A 15,013-nucleotide genomic window follows, 5' to 3' on the forward strand; every position below is an offset into this window, starting at 1 on the left:
GCCCGGGCGGCGCCGCCGGGTGCCCGGATCCCCGGGGGTTCACGGATCCCGGCGTCAGCGGGGCCCGGCGCGCGGCGGCGGGGCGCGGCGGCGGTCAGCGCCGGGCGCGCGGTGCGGCCGCGTGCCGGGGACGCGGTGCGGCTAAGGGCCCGCGACGCGATGGGCCGCCGGTGCCGATGCGGGCGGCGTCGGTGCGTCGGGGGGCCATGGGCGGCAGCGTAGTTGGGGGCTCCGCCGCGGGGCAAGGCCGGGCGGCGGCGCAGCCCCCGCGGCCGACCCGCCACTGACCGCGGTGCCCCGTGTCGGTGGGTGAAGTGATGGGCAGGAGTGACCGATGCGCAACGGAAAGCAACCGACCGGGCAAAGGAGTTGCGCCGTGCAGCTACGGTTCGCCGGCAAGGACCCGAAGTCCCAGGGGGCAACTGCCCGACAGTGCTGGTGGACAGCGCCGTATGGACCGCGCCCGCGTCCTGCGCCAGGGCGGCCACCGGTTGGCGTTCCCCGTCGAGGAGTCCGTCCTGCGCACCGGCCACGGCGGTGCACCGGTCATGGCCGGACAGCTGGGCCATCTCCTGTCGGTCATGTCACTTCCGACGGTCTCCCTGGGGGTGGTCGCGTTGATGGCCGACCGCGAGCTGTGGATGCAGGAGACGTTCGTCCTCCTTGACGAGCAGTCCGTGGAGGTGGAGCTGCTGACGGCCATGGTCACGGTGACCCAGCCACGGGAGATCAGCCACTGCGCGAGGGCGTTCACTCACCCGTACCGGATGGCGGTCTTCGGCCGCCCGGCCCGGAAGCTGACCGTGAAGGCCGTCGAGGCCCTGGGGTGAATCCCCGCGACCAGGCGCAAGTCCGTTGAATCCGTTCCGGCGTGTCTCTCACCTCCTGGACGAAGGCATGGTCCAGCCATCGTGGCGTCAGTGGCCATGTATGACTGGGATCTACAGCCCGCAGAAGGAGGCGCTGGGCGGGCTGGCGATCGAAGTCGAGCTGATCTGATCTCGCGTTGTGCCGGTGCCTCCTCCTGGGCGGGAACCGGTCCGCCGTCAGCGGGCTGCTCTCGGTGCCCCGTTGAGCTGGGCCAGCAGACCTCTGCCGGCGGCCTGGCCGCGTCGAGCTCCTGCTGGCGCTCGTCCAGTCGCCCGGCCAGGTCGACGATCCGCTGCTCAAGCCTGGTCGTGGAACGCCTGAGCGCTTCGATGTCCTCGACCGTGCCGAGCCCCGACTCCTCCTGGACGCCCCCGGGGGGCTCTGCTTCGCCGGGCGTGGGGTGACGGCGGACGGGACGGCAGCCTCCACCCCAGCCACGCACTGCCCGTAGCCGCAGGCCTGGCCACCGCTCCCGGTGCCGGGGCGCTCCCCGCCGGAGGCATTGCTCTGACGGCCAGTTGACCCCTGGTCAGAACGCGACCAGGGACTGCCTCAAGCTCAGACGGTCGCGGACCGCCCGGCTGCATCTGAAAATGGCCTGACGCCCCCTGGCGAACGGGAGGGGAATCAGGCCATTCGAGATGCGGCTAGTCGATTAGGTGATCGAATTCTCCAGCCTTGACGCCGGTCAGGAATGCGCGCATCTCCGCCTGAGTGTACGGAATGGGCTCCATCTCCAGACGAGTGCTGGCCACGGCAACATCGCCCGTGGGCAACCTCTTCATCTTGACGCACTCTGCTCCGTTTCCGCTCGCAGAGCTCTTGATCCATCCATGGGGGAGCTGGGTGGCCTTGCCGCTCATAGTTCTTTCCTGATCCTCTCGATCAACCGAATGGTTTCGCCTTGGGACAGCGCGTGTTCTTGAAGGCGTTCAAACTGCAATACCTTGTCGAATGTAGCGCTTGGTAACGCTTCCGTGCACTGCCGGCCTGCGCGTTTGCGGCGCTTCGCCCACCCCCACCTGCTGAGGCTCTCGCTCCGCCGGAACCACACCGGCCCGGCTGCCGTCCCGTCCGCCGTCACCCCACGCCCAGCGAAGCAGAGCCGCCCCCTGGGGCGTCCAGGAGGCTGCACCCCGCAAGTGGGCGCGCAAGCGCGGTCCTGGACACCCCCGGGGCGGCTCCACTGCACGCGGCATGGGGCGACGGCGGACGGGGACGGCAGCCTCTACGCCAGCCACGCACTGCCCGCAGCCGCAGGCCTGGCCACCGCTCCCGGTGCCGGGACGCTCCCCGCCGGAGGCATTGCTCTGACATGTAAATTCCCCGGAGTCGACACGCATTCGACTCCGGGGAATTTACATGGCTAGGTGCCTGGAAACTGGCCGTCCTTGATAGCTGCGACGAAATCAGAGAAGGCATTCTCCGTGAAGGCTAGGACTGGTCCATCCGGATCCTTGCTATCCCTGACGGGAATCACCCCCAAAGAGCCGTCCGCTATCTCCACACAGTTGTTGTTCGGCCCACTATAGGTGCTCTTTCGCCACCGCTTCGGCACACCCTGTTCCATCATGAGACTTGCAGCCTTTCTGTCATTTTTTTAGCTTGGCTGCCGCGAGGGCGGCAATAGTGTTCAGCGATTGCTCCGGGTCCAGCGCCGATGATCGCAACCAATCGAAAACCATCCAGTAGCCATCGAGCTCCCTGGCCTCCTCAAGGTACTGACTGCTGGTCAGAGTCTCCAGGAACACGGCTCCCGGAGCTGGAGTGTCGGCGAAGGCGAAGAGGACGAACGCACCACAAGTACCTGCCGTCGCTCCAACGCTGAGCGGGACCACTTGGATGGTCACATTCGGAAGCTGCCCCATCTCAACGAGGTGCCGCAGCTGATCCCGATGAACGTCCTCGCCACCCACCACACAGTGAAGTACGGGTTCCCAGATGATTATCGAAAGCCGGACTGGTGACTCTTTCGTCAGAACAGCCTTGCGGTTCGCTCGGATTTTGACGAAGGAGTCAGGGTCCCCCAGGCGCGTGATAGCCGGGTTGGCATCGAGGATCGCTCGGGCGTATCCCTCGGTCTGCAAGAGACCTGGTACCAAGATGGGCTCCCACGTACGGATGTACCCCGCCTCCTCCTCCAGGCCGCCGGAAGCTGTTCTCACGGTGAACCAAGGCATGCGAAGAGGCGGCGGCCGATTGCCTCCGCCTCGATATTCGCTGAACTCAGATACCCAAGTCACCGTTTTTGACGCTATCGAGAAAATCCCCCCAAGCATCTGCCGAGAACTGCAAGAGAGGGCCACTCTGATCCTTGGAGTCCCGGACGAAACTACCGCCTGTCGCGTCACGGGCGACCTCAATGCAAGCTCCCGACTGTTCCGAGTAGCTAGCCTTGCGAAACGGACCTACAACTTCTGGGTTCACTTCCCTGCCTCCGCTTTGCGTAGAACATTCTCTATAAAGGCAACGCTTTCGTCCTGGGACGCAGCGTTCGACCGTAGGGTTTCGAAGAGGCCGCTGTATGCGGCCAGCGAGTCTGCGTCTTCGTGCACTTGAGTACTGGTCAGTCCTTCCAGCGCCACCGCTTCGACCTGGTGATCGGGACCAAAGGAGAAGGCTGTGAACGGGGCTCCCATCGCGCCGATCATTCGGGGACCGAAGCGCAGAACCTGTAGGGAGATGGTGGGTTCATGGGCCAGATTCAGCAACGATTTCAGTTGCCCTGTATGCGCCTCCCTGCCTCCAGCAGGTGAAATGATAGCCGGTTCCCAAAGGATCACGGCCTGCGGAATCCCCTCCGATAGGATTCGCGCTTGCCGCTCCCGCCGGACTTTTACGAGCACCGAGATCCGCTCTTGCGAGAGCTGCAACGGGCCGGACCTGATTGCAGCCTCAGCGTACGCTTCCGTCTGGAGGATTCCTGGAATGTAGACCGGATGGTAGATGCGAATGTAGGACGCGTCGTTTTCCAGGACGATGTGATCCCCGTAGCCAGGAGTCAGGCTGTCCTGGTAGTCGAGCCACCATCCTCGCGCGGTGCTGGTTCGAGCGAGGGCTTCGAGCCGGTCGCGCTCCTTGGGATCGTCAACCCCATAGAGGTCGAGAAGCACATGGAGTTCCAGGGGACGGATCGATACCCTGCCCGACTCCAAGCGGCTGATCTTGGTACTACTGGCACGGATGGCGCTTGCGGCTGCCGCCTGGTCGAAGCCGCCCTGCTCTCTGTACGTGCGCAGGGCCACACCAAGCCTCTTGCTTCGGATCGTTGCCTTGCCTCCGTCAGGCATCCCGGACCTCCTGCCTGCATTATCGCGCGGGCCGCGATCGTAGCGCACTGCCTTTATCGCATCCCGGTCGCATATTTGCGATCATGGAGTCAACTCGACCATGGAGATGAGCAATCAGCACACTAACGGGCACGGGGGCGAGAGGTCTAACGTCGATGTGACGCACCGTCGGGCACGCATCTTGCCGATGGACCGTCCGAATCGCGCTTGTGCGATCACTCGGAGGTGGCTGTGCCATGAGCAAGCTCGGATTACCCCCCGACGATGGGGCTGCGAGGGAAGTCTCGGCCGACTCGCCCGCCGTACCGGTGAGGGCGCCTGCGGTTGGGGAGTTGGCGTACGACAGCAGGCGCGATCGTGCGGGCACGGTCATGGAGGTGAAGGCGCGCTACGCGTCGCTCCGCCCGCCCGGTGGCGGCCGCGAGTGGACGGTGCCGCCCGGGGAGCTGCACGAGGTGAGACGGGGGGACGAACTGCGCGCTGCGGTCGCGGAGTTGAACCGGCTCAGCAGGTGGGGGCTATGAGCCGCCGTAAGGACGGCCCCGGGGCGCAGGGGCAGCCGCATGAGGCGTGGTACCCGCCCGCCGCTCCGGTCCCGGTGGCGGGCTGTCCGGCGTGCGAGTCCTTCATGGAGGAGATCAGGGCCAGGAAGCGCGCGGGGGATCACAGTGCGGCTTCCGATTATCGCGTTCTGATGGCCCGTCACATTCGAGTGGAGCACCGCGACTCGCAGTGATCTGACGGTCAGTCAAACCTGTTCAGACAAACCCTTTCGCCACCGGCCGCTCAGCGACGCGGCCGGTGGCCGGACGACGTCAGGGGCGGCCGAGGTGGTCGGCGGCCGAAATGAGAGGGAGCACTTGATGGGTGGGTTACGTGGGGGTCGCAGTGGCGGCGGGGGCCGAGGGGATGACTGGGTCATGCGTCCGGCGGCCCGGCGGCCGGCCCTGCGTCGTTTCCAGCAGTGGGAGGAATGAGCGTTGTCGTCAGATTCGTCTGTGGCGCACCCGCGTGAGCGTTATGCCGCAGCAGTCCGCCGTGCGTGTGAGGCGCAGGATGTGGAGCTGGTGCGCCGTGCTTTCGCGGCGGCGTCCATCGAGTTGTTCACGCTGCGGTCGCTACTGTCGGCCGACGATGAACTGATCCTGGGTCAGCTTCTGGCGCGGAGGTACGAGGCGGGCGCGAGCCTGCTGGTCCTCGGTGCTGAGGTCGGCCGGTCCACGCAGTATGTGGCAAAGGTTCTGCGGCGGTCGGGGGTGGTGATCCGGCCCGCGTTTCGTCCGCCGGGATCGGGGCAGCGCGTGGACCTGGTGGAGCTGCGCCGCCTGTACGAGGCCGGGGCGTCGGTGAGTGGATTGGCGGCCCGAATCGGTTTTTGCCGGGAGGCCACCAGGAAGTTCCTGAAGGCGTCCGGAGCCCAACTGCGCGGGTAGTTCCACGTGCCGTGAGGCAGCGGCTTTCAAGCACGACGGAGGAGGAGGGTACCCATGCCGCAGAATGAGTTGATCTTGCTGGAGCGTGTGATCGCTGCGTGGCAGGCGTCGGAGCGCGGGCGGCTCTTCGACTGCGAGAGGGTGTCATCGGCTGCCCTCGCCGAGGCTGCTCATACGGCCCTGGGGTTCATCCGGGTGGAGAGGGTGGTGCCGGACGTCCGCTCGATGGAGACCGCCTCCGCCGTAGACATGTTGGGAGGTCTGCTGACGGAGATGTGGGTGCTCGGCTTCCGAGTGGGGTGGGGACACGGGGTGGACCAGGAAGGGACCGAGCGGCTGATCTGACGGTCTGCTGCCTTTGGTCCTGGCCGTGCCCGTTGGGTGGCTGGGGTCTTTGGCATGCCTTGGTGCGGGTGGGTCATCGGCGACTGACGACGACAGGTTCCTCAGACGACAGTTTCCTCATCCGGCTACCAGCGCCGGGCGGGGCGTGCTGCTCTCGGCGGGAGCGGCCCGGTCCCGGGTGCGGATCCTATGAGCGCGGGTAACAGCATGAACGCCTGCCTGGTCGGCGCCGGGCGGCCCGCGCATGCTTCGGGGCAGTAGCTGCCGTGCCACCGCCCGCGGCCCCGCCCCGCGGTGGTGCCCGTTCGACAAGGACCTCCATGCCTGCCCCCGCCCCGTGCGCCACCGGCGTCCCGCGATGAGACGGTTCCTGCTGCGGCGGCTGCTGCTCGCCGTGCCCACCTTGTTCGGCGTGACGGTGGTGGTCTTCGCCACCGTGGCGCTGGTGCCCGGCGACCCGGTCGGCGCGTTCCTGGGGCCCGGCGCGCCGCCCGCGGCCCGTCGGGAGCTGGCCGCGCGGCTGGGCCTGGACCGGCCGCTGCCGGTGCGCTACGCGTCCTGGCTGTGGCACGCGCTCCACGGCGACCTGGGCACCTCGATCTCCGCGCAGCGCCCGGTACTGGGCCTGCTGGCCCCCGCCTTCGGCCAGACGCTGCTGCTGGCCGGCGCCGCGTTCGCGCTGGTACTGGCCGGCGGGGTCCTGGTGGGCGGCCTCGGCGCGATCCGGCCCGGCGGCCCGGGCGGACGGCTGTCCGGCGCGCTCAGCACCCTGTTCGTCTCCGCCCCGCAGTACTGCGTCTCGCTGCTGCTGATCGCGGTGTTCGCGGTGCACTGGCAGTGGCTCCCGGCCGGCGGCACCCACGACCCCTTCGGCGACGGCGGCACCGGCGACCTGCTGCGCCACCTGGTGCTGCCCGCCGTCGCGGCGGCACTGGTGCCACTGGGCCTGACCGCCCGGGTCCTGCGCGCCGCCCTGGCCACCGTACTGGGCGGGGAACTCGCCGACAGCCTGCGCGCCCGCGGCCTGAGCCGGAGCGCGGTCCTGCGGCACTGCCTGCACAACGCCTCCCCCGCGCTGCTGACCATCGGCGGCCTGCAACTGGCCTACCTGCTGGAAGGCGTGGTGTTCGTGGAGACCCTGTTCTCCTGGCCCGGCGTCGGCCAACTCCTCTACACCGCCCTGTCGGCCCGCGACCTGCCGGTCATCGAGGGCGGCGTGCTGGTCGCCGCCGTGGGCTTCGTCGGCGTCAACATCGCGGTGGACACCGCGCACGCGCTGGTCGACCCGCGAGTGCGGGGCTGACCGTGGCGCAGCGCGTACGTGCGTGGAAGGGCCGCGACGCGGGCCTGGCGGTCCCGCTGGCCCTGGCCGTGCTGCTGGTGCTGCTGGCCCTGGCCGCGCCACTGGTGGCCCCGTGCAGCCCCACTGCCGGCCTGCTCCAGGACCGGCTGCTGTCCCCCGGCAGCCCCGGGCACCTGCTGGGCACCGACGGCCAGGGCCGCGACCTCCTCAGCAGGCTGATCTGGGCGGCCCGCCCCTCCCTGGTGGGCGGCTTCGCCCCGGTGGCCGTCGCGGGCGTGCTGGGCAGCGCGCTGGGCATCACCGCCGGGCTGGGCGGGCGCGTGGTCGAGCAGGCACTGCTGCGCGCCCTGGACGTGCTCTACGCCTTCCCCGGGATCCTGCTGGCCATGGCCGTCGCCAGCGTGCTGGACAGCGGCCTGGGCGCGGTGGTCCTCTCGCTGTCGGTGGTGCTCACCCCCTCGGTCGCCCGGGTGGTCTTCACCGAGGTCCGGGCGATCCGCGGCGCCGCCTACCTGGAGGCGGCCAAGGTCAGCGGCGCCGGACCGGCCACCATCGCCCTGCGGCAGGTCGCCCCGGTGGTCGCACCGGTGGTCCTGGTCTACTGCTCGTCGCTGATCGGACTGTCCATCGTGTACGCGGCCGGGCTGTCCTTCCTGGGCCTGGGCGTCGCACCACCGACCGCCGAATGGGGCGCGATGCTGGACGAACTGCGCCCGACGCTGCTCAGCCACCCGGCGGTGGCGGTCATGCCCGCACTGGCGATCCTCGCCGTCTCGGTGGTCTTCAACACCCTGGGCGAGGCCCTGCGCCGCCGCCTGGGCGCCGCCGACCAGCCACGGACGCAGGCCAACCGATGACCACCCCCGCCCCGGCCGCCCCCGACCCGGCCGCCCCCGACCCGGCTGTTCCCGACCCGGCTGTTCCCGACCCGGCTGTTCCGGTCTTGGCTGTCGAGCGGTTGACGGTCACCCACCGGCACCGCGACGGGCACACCACCGCCGTGGACCAGGTCTGCTTCGCGCTGCCGCCCGGCGACGCGCTGGTGCTGCTGGGGGCCTCGGGCAGCGGCAAGACCACCGTCGCCCGCGCCGTGCTCGGCCTGCCCGCCCGCAACGCCGAGACCACCGGCCGGATCGAGCTGCGCGGTACCGACCTGCGGGCCCTGGACGAGCGGGCGCTGTCGCGCGTGCGCGGTCGGCGCATCGGCTACGTGCCGCAGGACCCGACCGGCTCACTGGACCCGCTGCGCAGGGTCGGCGCGCAGCTCGCCGAGGTGCTGCGCCGCCACCAGCGGGCCACCGGCCGCCGGGCGGCCCGCGCCGCGGTCCCGGACCTGCTGGAGTCCGTCGGGATCGACGACCCGCGGCGGGTCGCCGACAGCTTCCCGCACCAGCTGTCGGGTGGTCAGCGCCAGCGCGCCGCGATCGCGCTGGCGGTGTGCTGCGAGCCGGAACTGCTGATCGCGGACGAGCCCACCACCGCCCTGGACGCGCTGGTGCGCGCCCAGGTGCTGGACCTGTTCGCCCGCCTGCGCGCGGAACGCGGCATCGCCCTGCTGCTGGTCACCCACGACCTGGCGGTGGCCCGGCGCACCGGCGGCCAGGTCGCGGTGATGCGGGCCGGGCGGATCGTGGAGAGCGGGCCAGCCGCCCGGGTCCTGACCCACCCCGCCCACCGGTTCACCGCCGAACTGGTCGGCGCGCACCCCGGAGCCGACCAATGACCCCACCCCAACCACCCGCACCCCAACCCACACCCCAACCGGCCGCACCACTGTCGCCCGGGCCGCAACCGGCCGCACCACTGTCGGCCGGGCCGCAACCGGCCGCACCGCTGTCGGCCGGGCCGCTGCTGGTGCTGGACGCCGTCAGCAAGCGCTTCACCACCGGCCGCACCGCCCACACCGCCGTGGACGGCGTCACCCTGGCCGTGCCCCGGGCCCGCGTCCTGGGACTGGTCGGCGAGTCCGGGTCGGGCAAGTCCACACTGGCCCGGCTCGCCCTGGGCCTGATCGCCCCGGACAACGGCACGGTCCGCTTCGAGGGCCACGACCCGCACCGGCTGCGCGGCCGCGCGGCCCGACCGGTCCGCGCCCGGCTGCAGTTCGTGCCGCAGAACCCGGGCGGCTCGCTCAACCCGGCACTGCGGGCCGGGTCCGCGGTCGCGCTGGCGCTGGCGGCGCTGGGCGTGCCGCGCGCCGCGCGCGCCGAGCGCACGGCCGCGCTGTTCCAGCGGGTCGCCCTGGACCCGGCCCTGGCCCGCCGCTACCCGCGCGAGCTCTCCGGCGGGCAACTGCAACGCGTCGCCATCGCCCGCGCCCTGGCCACCGGCCCGGACCTGATCGTCCTGGACGAGCCGACCTCGGCCCTGGACCGCACCGCGCAGAGCCGGGTACTGGACCTGCTGGCACAGCTGCGGCAGGACGACGGCGTCGCCTACCTGCTCATCTCGCACGACCTGGCCGCCGTGCGCCACCTCGCCGACCAGGTCAGCGTGCTGCGCCACGGCCAGGTGGTCGAACAGGGCCCCACCGACCGGCTGTGGCAGGACCCGCGCCACCCCTACACCCGGGCCCTGCTGGACGCCACCACCACCGCCACCACCACCGCCCGTGTCCCTGCCCGTGTCCTTCGACCGTCCGCGACCGCGCCGCCAGCGACCGCCGCGACCGCCCCGCCCCCGACCGGTCCGACCGCCCCCGGTCCGACCGCGCACCACTGACCCGAGGAACCGCCATGACCAGCCCGACCGCCCCCGCCGCCGCGCCGCGCCGCGCCCGCTCCACAGCGGGACTGCTCGCCGCCGCCCTGGTCCTGCTCCCGAGCGCCGCCGGATGCAGTTCCTCCGGCTCCCCCGCGACCGGCACCGCCCACGGCGCCCACGGCGCCGACCGCGGCGGGACGCTGGTCATCGGCGCGACCGGGACCCTGCCCGACCCGGACACCATCCTCGGCGGCGCGGGCTACGAGGGCACCGCGCTGGTCAGCTTCCAGATCTACGAAGGCCTCACCCGCTACGACCTCAGCCAGGGCAATACGCCCGCACCGGTCACCAGCGCCCTCGCCAGCTCCTGGACCGTCGCCCCCGACCACCGCACCTGGACCTTCACCCTGCGCAAGGGCGTCACCTTCCAGGACGGCACCGCCTTCGACGCCGCCGCGGTCGTCTTCAACCTGGACCGCTACCTCAAGAAGGGCAGCCCCTACTACACCGCCGCCCTGGGTGCCGCGGCCCAGGAGTACGCCGGGGACATCACCTCCTACCGCGCCCCGGACCCCGACCACGTGGTCCTGGTCACCAAGGCGCCCAACGGCCACTTCACCGACGACCTGACCCACCTGCTGATAGCCAGCCCCACCGCCGTGCGCCGCTACGGCGACTCGGGCTTCGCCCAGCACCCGGTCGGCACCGGCCCGTTCAGCTTCGCCTCGCAGACCCCCGGCCAGCAGATCGACCTGGTCGCCAACCCGCACTACTGGCGCGGGGCCCCCAAACTCGACAAGCTCGTCGTCCAGGCCCTGCCGGACCCGGCGGCCCGCACCGCCGCCCTGCTCTCCGGCGGCGCCAACATGATCGACTACCCCGACCCGGACGACATCGCCCGCCTGCGGTCCGACGGCGCGCAGATCGACACCAACAGCTACGACCACATCTGGTACTGGATCCTGGACCAGTCCAAGGCCCCCTGGAACAACGTGCTGGTGCGGCAGGCCGCCAACGACGCCATCAACCGGTCCGCCATCGCCGAGGACCTGCTGCACGGCACCGCCGGACCCGCCTACCAGGCCGCCCCCAAGGGCACCTTCGCCTACGACCCGGCCGGGAACCTCTACTCCTACGACCCGGCCAAGGCCCGGCAACTACTGGCCCGCGCCGGCCTCGCCCACGGCTTCACCACCACCGTCACCGTCCCCACCGCCGGATCCGGCAACCTGCTGCCGGTCCCCATCTCCGAAGCCATCCAGCAGGACCTCGCCGCGGTCGGCATCACCGTCAAGATCCGCACCACCGACTGGTCCACCCTGCTCAGCGACGAGGCCAAGGGCCAGGTCGCACTCGGCTCCGACGCCCTGGCGCAGTCCACCACCTTGTTCCAGTCCGAATCACTGCTCCCGCTGTTCCTCGGCACCGGCAGCCCCTTTTGGACCGGCCACTACTCCGACCCGGCCGTCGACCGGCTGTTCGCCGCCGCATCCTCCTGCCTGGACCAGAACACCCGCCAACAGGACTACACCCAGGCCCTGGACCAGGTCACCAAGGACGCCCCCTGGCTGTTCGTGGTCAACGACCGCGACGCGCGGGCCCTGTCACCCAAGGTCCACGGCTTCGTCGAACCCCAGTCCTGGTTCGTCGACCTCACCAACGTCTGGGTATCCGCATAACCCGCCACCCCCCACCAGCACCAGCACCGGCACCGGCACTTCCGAGAGAACGGCCACGCGATGACGCACCCGCACCACCCCCAGCCACCCAGGTGGGGAATCACCCTGCCGCTCGCGGGCCTGCCCCTGGACCGGCACCGCTTCCTGGTCGAGCGGCTGCCCGACCTCGGCTACAGCGACGTGTGGAGCGCCGAGGGCGGCGGCACCGACGCCTTCACCCCGCTGGCCGCCACCGCCGCCTGGTCCCCGACCCTGCGCATCGGCACCGGCATCGTCCCGGTCCACACCCGAGGACCGGCGGTACTCGCCCAGACCGCCGCCACCTTGGCCCAACTCGCCCCCGGACGCCTGCTGCTGGGCATCGGCGCCTCGGTCCCCGCCCATGTCACCGACATCAACGGAATCCCCTTCGACGAACCCTTCAAACGCACCCGCGACGTCCTGCGGTTCCTCACCCGCGCCCTGCGCGGCGAACACGTCAGCGGAGACTTCGACACCTTCTCCATCCGCGGCTACCAACTACCGCACCCGCCCGCCGAACCGGTCAAGGTGATCCTCGGCGCGCTGCGCCCGGGCATGCTGCGCCTGGGCTTCACCGAAGGCGACGGCGCGATCACCAACCTCCTGTTCCCCGAGGACGTCCCCACCGTGCTGGACGCCGTCGGACCGCAACCACCGGGCAAGGAACTGGTGGTCAAGGTCTTCGTCTGCCCCACCCAGGACACCGCCTACGCCCAGCGGGCCACCCGCCCCTTCCTCGCCTGGATCCTGAACCGCGAGCCCTACCGCAAGTTCCACGCCTGGCTGGGCCACGGCGACCTGCTGCACGAGGCACACCGGCGCTGGGACGCGGGCGACATCGAGGGCGCGCAACAGGCCCTGCCCGACGAGGTCGTCGACAAGCTGTTCGTCAGCGGCTCGCCCGAGCACTGCCGGGAACGGATCGGGCACTACCACCGCCCCGGCGTCACCACCGTCCAGCTCTACGTCTGCCTGCCACCCAAGGTACTGGCCGACCCGGCCCGACTGCTCGACACCCTGGCCAGACTCGGCCCCAACCCCACCTGACCCCCCGTCAACCCGCCCCACCCGTAACGCGGCCACCGGCCGCAGCCCCACCGGGGCGGGTGTCGCGCCAGGCGGCGCGGGCCAGCAGCGCCGCGGCGAGGAAGGCCGCCGAGGCGATCAACGCCGACAGGTGCAGGCCGCGGACCAGGCGGCCGGGGCCCGCGGTGAGCGTGGCGAACAGGGCCACACCGACGGCGTTGCCCAGCTGGCGGCCCACGTTGAACACCGCCGACGCCGCCCCGGCGTTCCCCGCCGGGGCGGACCGCGCGATGGCGGTGGTGGCCGCCAGCACCGTGCCGGGAGTGGCCAGACCGGTCGCCACCAGGGCCGGCAGCAGCAGCGGATAAGGCGTGTGCGGACCGGCCAGCAGCCAGCCGAGGAACCCGACGCCGCCGACCAGCAGCGCCCCGGTCATCGGCGGGTACGGGCCGTGGCGCGCGGTCAGCCGGCCCGCGAGCGGGGCCGCGACCACCGCCATGCACACCGTCGGCAGCAACGCCAGGCCCGCGCCCAGCGCACCGTAGCCGCGTTCGTTCTGCAGGTACAACGTGGCCAGGTAGAGCATGCCGTAGTAGCCGAGGTTGAGCAGCACGCCGACCGCGACGGTGGCCGAGAAGCCCGGCGCGCCGAACAGCGACAGCGGCAGCAGCGGCGGCCGGTGCGGTACCGCGCGCGCCTCCCGTCGCCGCTCGGCCGCCACGAACAGCGCCAGCGCGACCGCGGCCAGGGCCCCGGCGCCCAGCACCACCGGCGAGGTCCAGCCCCGGGTCGCGGCCTCGTTGAGCGCCCCGGCCAGCGCCAGCACCCCGCTCACGCCCAGGACCTGGCCCAGCGGGTCCAGGCCCCGCCCGCCGGTCCGCGCGGCCCCGGCCGGAACGTGCCTGCAGGTCAGCCAGCAGGCCGCCAGCGCGACCGGGATGTTGACCAGGAAGGCCGCCCGCCAGTCCAGGCCCGCCACCAGCAGCCCGCCGACCAGCGGCCCCGCCGCGAACGCGACCCCGGCCAGCCCCGCCCAGACCCCCAGCGCCCGGGCCCTGCCCGCCGCGGACGGATAGGAGGTGGTCAGCAGGGCCAGCGAGGTCGGCACCAGCAGCGCCCCACCCGCGCCCTGCGCCAGGCGCGCGGCGACCAGCGCACCGGCGCTGGTGGCCACCGCGCAGCCCAGGGAGGCCAGCGCGAAGACCCCGAGCCCGGCCAGCAGCACCCGGCGGTGCCCGAGCCGGTCACCGAAACCGCCGCCCAGCAGCAGCAGCGCGCCGAAGACCGCGCTGTAGCCGTCGACGACCCACGCCATGGCCGAGGCCCCGGCGCCGATCGAGTCGCGGATCGCGGGCACCGCGACAGTGACGACGGTGACATCGAGCATGACCAGGAAGTAGCCCAGGCTCAGGGCGATCAGCGGCGGCCAGGCGGGCCGCCCGGCCGCGGCGGGCAGGGCCGTGCGCGGCGCCTCGGCGCCGGTCGTGGTTCTCATGCCGCCATCGTGCGCGGCCGACGCTTAGCCCCCGCGCTAAGCGTCGGCGTAGCAAGATGGCGGTCATGAACGACACCGCGCGCCCGGGCGCGCCCCGGCCGGAGCCGGACATCGCGCGCGCCGCGCGGCTGCTGGCCAGCGCCTCCCGGGCGCGGATCCTCAAGGCCCTGTCCGACGGGCGCCCGCTGACGGTCACCGTCCTGGCCGGCGAGGCCCAGGTGAGCGTCCCCACCGCCAGCGTGCACCTGGCGCGGCTGGCCGAGGCGGGGCTGGTGCGGGCCACGGACGCGGGACGCCACCGCTACTTCCGCCTGTCCGGTCCCGAGGTGGTCGCCGCCCTGGAGGCGCTGGCACTGATCGCCCCGCCCGCCCCCGCCCCGGCCCGCACCTTGCGCGCGCACAGCCGCGACCGGGCACTGCGCCGCTCGCGCACCTGCTACGACCACCTCGCGGGATCCCTGGGCGTGGCCCTGATGGCCGCGTTCGTGGACCGCGGCCTGCTGCGCCGCGACCAGGCCGCCGCGGACACCGGCGCCGAGCGGCCCGCCGCCTACGGCAGGGGGGCCGCGTACCTGCTGACGCCCCGGGGGGCCGAGCGGTTCACCGCGTTCGGTATCGACGTGCCGGCGCTGACCGCGGGGCGGCGGCCGGTGGTGCGCTACTGCGTCGACTGGAGCGAGCGGCGCCACCACCTGGCCGGTGCGCTGGGCGCCGCGCTGGCGGCCCGCCTGTTCGCCACCGGCTGGCTGCGCTACGGCCTCTCACCACGCGTGGTCCACCTCACCGAGACCGGCACCCGGGGCCTGGCCGACGCCTTCGCGGTCGCACTGCCCGATTGACGACGCACT

At 71.7% G+C, this 15,013-nt stretch carries 16 protein-coding genes; 10 read left to right on the top strand and 6 right to left on the bottom strand.

Features of this window, described 5'->3' with window-relative positions:
* Window positions 1-452: 452 nt before the first annotated feature.
* Window positions 453-830: a Scr1 family TA system antitoxin-like transcriptional regulator gene (locus GXP74_RS21725; RefSeq protein ID WP_182452731.1), complete on the top strand. Its 378-nt coding sequence runs from the start codon at window positions 453-455 to the stop codon at window positions 828-830.
* A 687-nt stretch (window positions 831-1,517) separates the two neighbouring features.
* Here GXP74_RS21725 and GXP74_RS21730 read toward each other — a convergent pair.
* The 5 genes from GXP74_RS21730 to GXP74_RS21750 all read right to left on the bottom strand — a co-directional run bounded on the left by GXP74_RS21730 (window position 1,518) and on the right by GXP74_RS21750 (window position 4,160).
* A complete protein-coding gene (locus tag GXP74_RS21730) occupies window positions 1,518-1,733 on the bottom strand; it encodes a DUF397 domain-containing protein (RefSeq protein ID WP_182452730.1) in 216 nt (71 codons plus the stop codon).
* A 503-nt stretch (window positions 1,734-2,236) separates the two neighbouring features.
* The gene (locus GXP74_RS21735; protein ID WP_182452729.1) at window positions 2,237-2,443 is read right to left on the bottom strand and encodes a DUF397 domain-containing protein; all 207 of its coding nucleotides are present in this window, start codon (window positions 2,441-2,443) and stop codon (window positions 2,237-2,239) included.
* Between the two features lie 19 nt (window positions 2,444-2,462).
* Window positions 2,463-3,149, bottom strand: coding sequence for a DUF5753 domain-containing protein (locus tag GXP74_RS21740; protein WP_370468452.1), 687 nt, complete (start codon window positions 3,147-3,149; stop codon window positions 2,463-2,465).
* Window positions 3,097-3,297: a DUF397 domain-containing protein gene (locus GXP74_RS21745; protein ID WP_182452727.1), complete on the bottom strand. Its 201-nt coding sequence runs from the start codon at window positions 3,295-3,297 to the stop codon at window positions 3,097-3,099. The genes GXP74_RS21740 and GXP74_RS21745 overlap by 53 nt, the downstream gene beginning before the upstream one ends.
* The gene (locus tag GXP74_RS21750) at window positions 3,294-4,160 is read right to left on the bottom strand and encodes a helix-turn-helix transcriptional regulator (RefSeq protein WP_182452726.1); all 867 of its coding nucleotides are present in this window, start codon (window positions 4,158-4,160) and stop codon (window positions 3,294-3,296) included. The genes GXP74_RS21745 and GXP74_RS21750 overlap by 4 nt, the downstream gene beginning before the upstream one ends.
* A gap of 1,058 nt (window positions 4,161-5,218) precedes the next feature.
* Between GXP74_RS21750 and GXP74_RS21755 the strand changes: the two genes are divergently transcribed.
* From GXP74_RS21755 to GXP74_RS21790, 8 genes are all read left to right on the top strand, one after another.
* Window positions 5,219-5,593, top strand: a complete 375-nt coding sequence (locus tag GXP74_RS21755) for a hypothetical protein (RefSeq protein ID WP_182456976.1) — start codon at window positions 5,219-5,221, stop codon at window positions 5,591-5,593.
* A 54-nt stretch (window positions 5,594-5,647) separates the two neighbouring features.
* Entirely contained in the window at window positions 5,648-5,938 is a 291-nt protein-coding gene (locus GXP74_RS21760) for a hypothetical protein (protein ID WP_182452725.1), read from the top strand.
* A gap of 358 nt (window positions 5,939-6,296) precedes the next feature.
* Entirely contained in the window at window positions 6,297-7,241 is a 945-nt protein-coding gene (locus tag GXP74_RS21765) for an ABC transporter permease (RefSeq protein WP_182452724.1), read from the top strand.
* Window positions 7,242-7,243: 2 nt separating this feature from the next.
* Window positions 7,244-8,098 carry an ABC transporter permease gene (locus tag GXP74_RS21770; RefSeq protein WP_182452723.1) on the top strand — a complete coding sequence of 285 codons (855 nt, stop codon included), beginning with the start codon at window positions 7,244-7,246 and terminating at the stop codon, window positions 8,096-8,098.
* Window positions 8,095-8,964: an ABC transporter ATP-binding protein gene (locus GXP74_RS21775; protein ID WP_182452722.1), complete on the top strand. Its 870-nt coding sequence runs from the start codon at window positions 8,095-8,097 to the stop codon at window positions 8,962-8,964. The genes GXP74_RS21770 and GXP74_RS21775 overlap by 4 nt, the downstream gene beginning before the upstream one ends.
* A complete protein-coding gene (locus GXP74_RS21780) occupies window positions 8,961-9,962 on the top strand; it encodes an ABC transporter ATP-binding protein (protein WP_182452721.1) in 1,002 nt (333 codons plus the stop codon). Before GXP74_RS21775 ends, GXP74_RS21780 begins: the two co-directional genes overlap by 4 nt.
* Before the next feature lie 14 nt (window positions 9,963-9,976).
* Window positions 9,977-11,623, top strand: coding sequence for an ABC transporter substrate-binding protein (locus tag GXP74_RS21785; protein ID WP_182452720.1), 1,647 nt, complete (start codon window positions 9,977-9,979; stop codon window positions 11,621-11,623).
* A gap of 60 nt (window positions 11,624-11,683) precedes the next feature.
* Window positions 11,684-12,691 (top strand): LLM class F420-dependent oxidoreductase, encoded by a 1,008-nt coding sequence (locus tag GXP74_RS21790; protein WP_182452719.1) that lies wholly within the window; start codon window positions 11,684-11,686, stop codon window positions 12,689-12,691.
* 7 nt (window positions 12,692-12,698) lie between these two features.
* Here the strand turns inward: GXP74_RS21790 and GXP74_RS21795 are convergent, their stop codons facing one another.
* A complete protein-coding gene (locus GXP74_RS21795; RefSeq protein WP_182452718.1) occupies window positions 12,699-14,165 on the bottom strand; it encodes an MFS transporter in 1,467 nt (488 codons plus the stop codon).
* A gap of 65 nt (window positions 14,166-14,230) precedes the next feature.
* Between GXP74_RS21795 and GXP74_RS21800 the strand changes: the two genes are divergently transcribed.
* Entirely contained in the window at window positions 14,231-15,004 is a 774-nt protein-coding gene (locus GXP74_RS21800) for a winged helix-turn-helix domain-containing protein (protein WP_182452717.1), read from the top strand.
* Window positions 15,005-15,013 lie beyond the last annotated feature (9 nt).

This window comes from Streptacidiphilus sp. P02-A3a, assembly GCF_014084105.1.
Lineage (GTDB): Bacteria > Actinomycetota > Actinomycetes > Streptomycetales > Streptomycetaceae > Streptacidiphilus.

Excerpts from the sequence above, each read along its gene's own strand:
- GXP74_RS21725 (WP_182452731.1), top strand. The coding sequence starts at position 453 with ATGGACCGCGCCCGCGTCCTGCGCCAGGGCGGCCACCGGTTGGCGTTC.
- GXP74_RS21730 (WP_182452730.1), bottom strand. The coding sequence starts at position 1,733 with ATGAGCGGCAAGGCCACCCAGCTCCCCCATGGATGGATCAAGAGCTCT.
- GXP74_RS21735 (WP_182452729.1), bottom strand. The coding sequence starts at position 2,443 with ATGATGGAACAGGGTGTGCCGAAGCGGTGGCGAAAGAGCACCTATAGT.
- GXP74_RS21740 (WP_370468452.1), bottom strand. The coding sequence starts at position 3,149 with ATGCTTGGGGGGATTTTCTCGATAGCGTCAAAAACGGTGACTTGGGTA.
- GXP74_RS21750 (WP_182452726.1), bottom strand. The coding sequence starts at position 4,160 with ATGCCTGACGGAGGCAAGGCAACGATCCGAAGCAAGAGGCTTGGTGTG.
- GXP74_RS21760 (WP_182452725.1), top strand. The coding sequence starts at position 5,648 with ATGCCGCAGAATGAGTTGATCTTGCTGGAGCGTGTGATCGCTGCGTGG.
- GXP74_RS21765 (WP_182452724.1), top strand. The coding sequence starts at position 6,297 with ATGAGACGGTTCCTGCTGCGGCGGCTGCTGCTCGCCGTGCCCACCTTG.
- GXP74_RS21775 (WP_182452722.1), top strand. The coding sequence starts at position 8,095 with ATGACCACCCCCGCCCCGGCCGCCCCCGACCCGGCCGCCCCCGACCCG.
- GXP74_RS21780 (WP_182452721.1), top strand. The coding sequence starts at position 8,961 with ATGACCCCACCCCAACCACCCGCACCCCAACCCACACCCCAACCGGCC.
- GXP74_RS21785 (WP_182452720.1), top strand. The coding sequence starts at position 9,977 with ATGACCAGCCCGACCGCCCCCGCCGCCGCGCCGCGCCGCGCCCGCTCC.
- GXP74_RS21790 (WP_182452719.1), top strand. The coding sequence starts at position 11,684 with ATGACGCACCCGCACCACCCCCAGCCACCCAGGTGGGGAATCACCCTG.
- GXP74_RS21795 (WP_182452718.1), bottom strand. The coding sequence starts at position 14,165 with ATGAGAACCACGACCGGCGCCGAGGCGCCGCGCACGGCCCTGCCCGCC.
- GXP74_RS21800 (WP_182452717.1), top strand. The coding sequence starts at position 14,231 with ATGAACGACACCGCGCGCCCGGGCGCGCCCCGGCCGGAGCCGGACATC.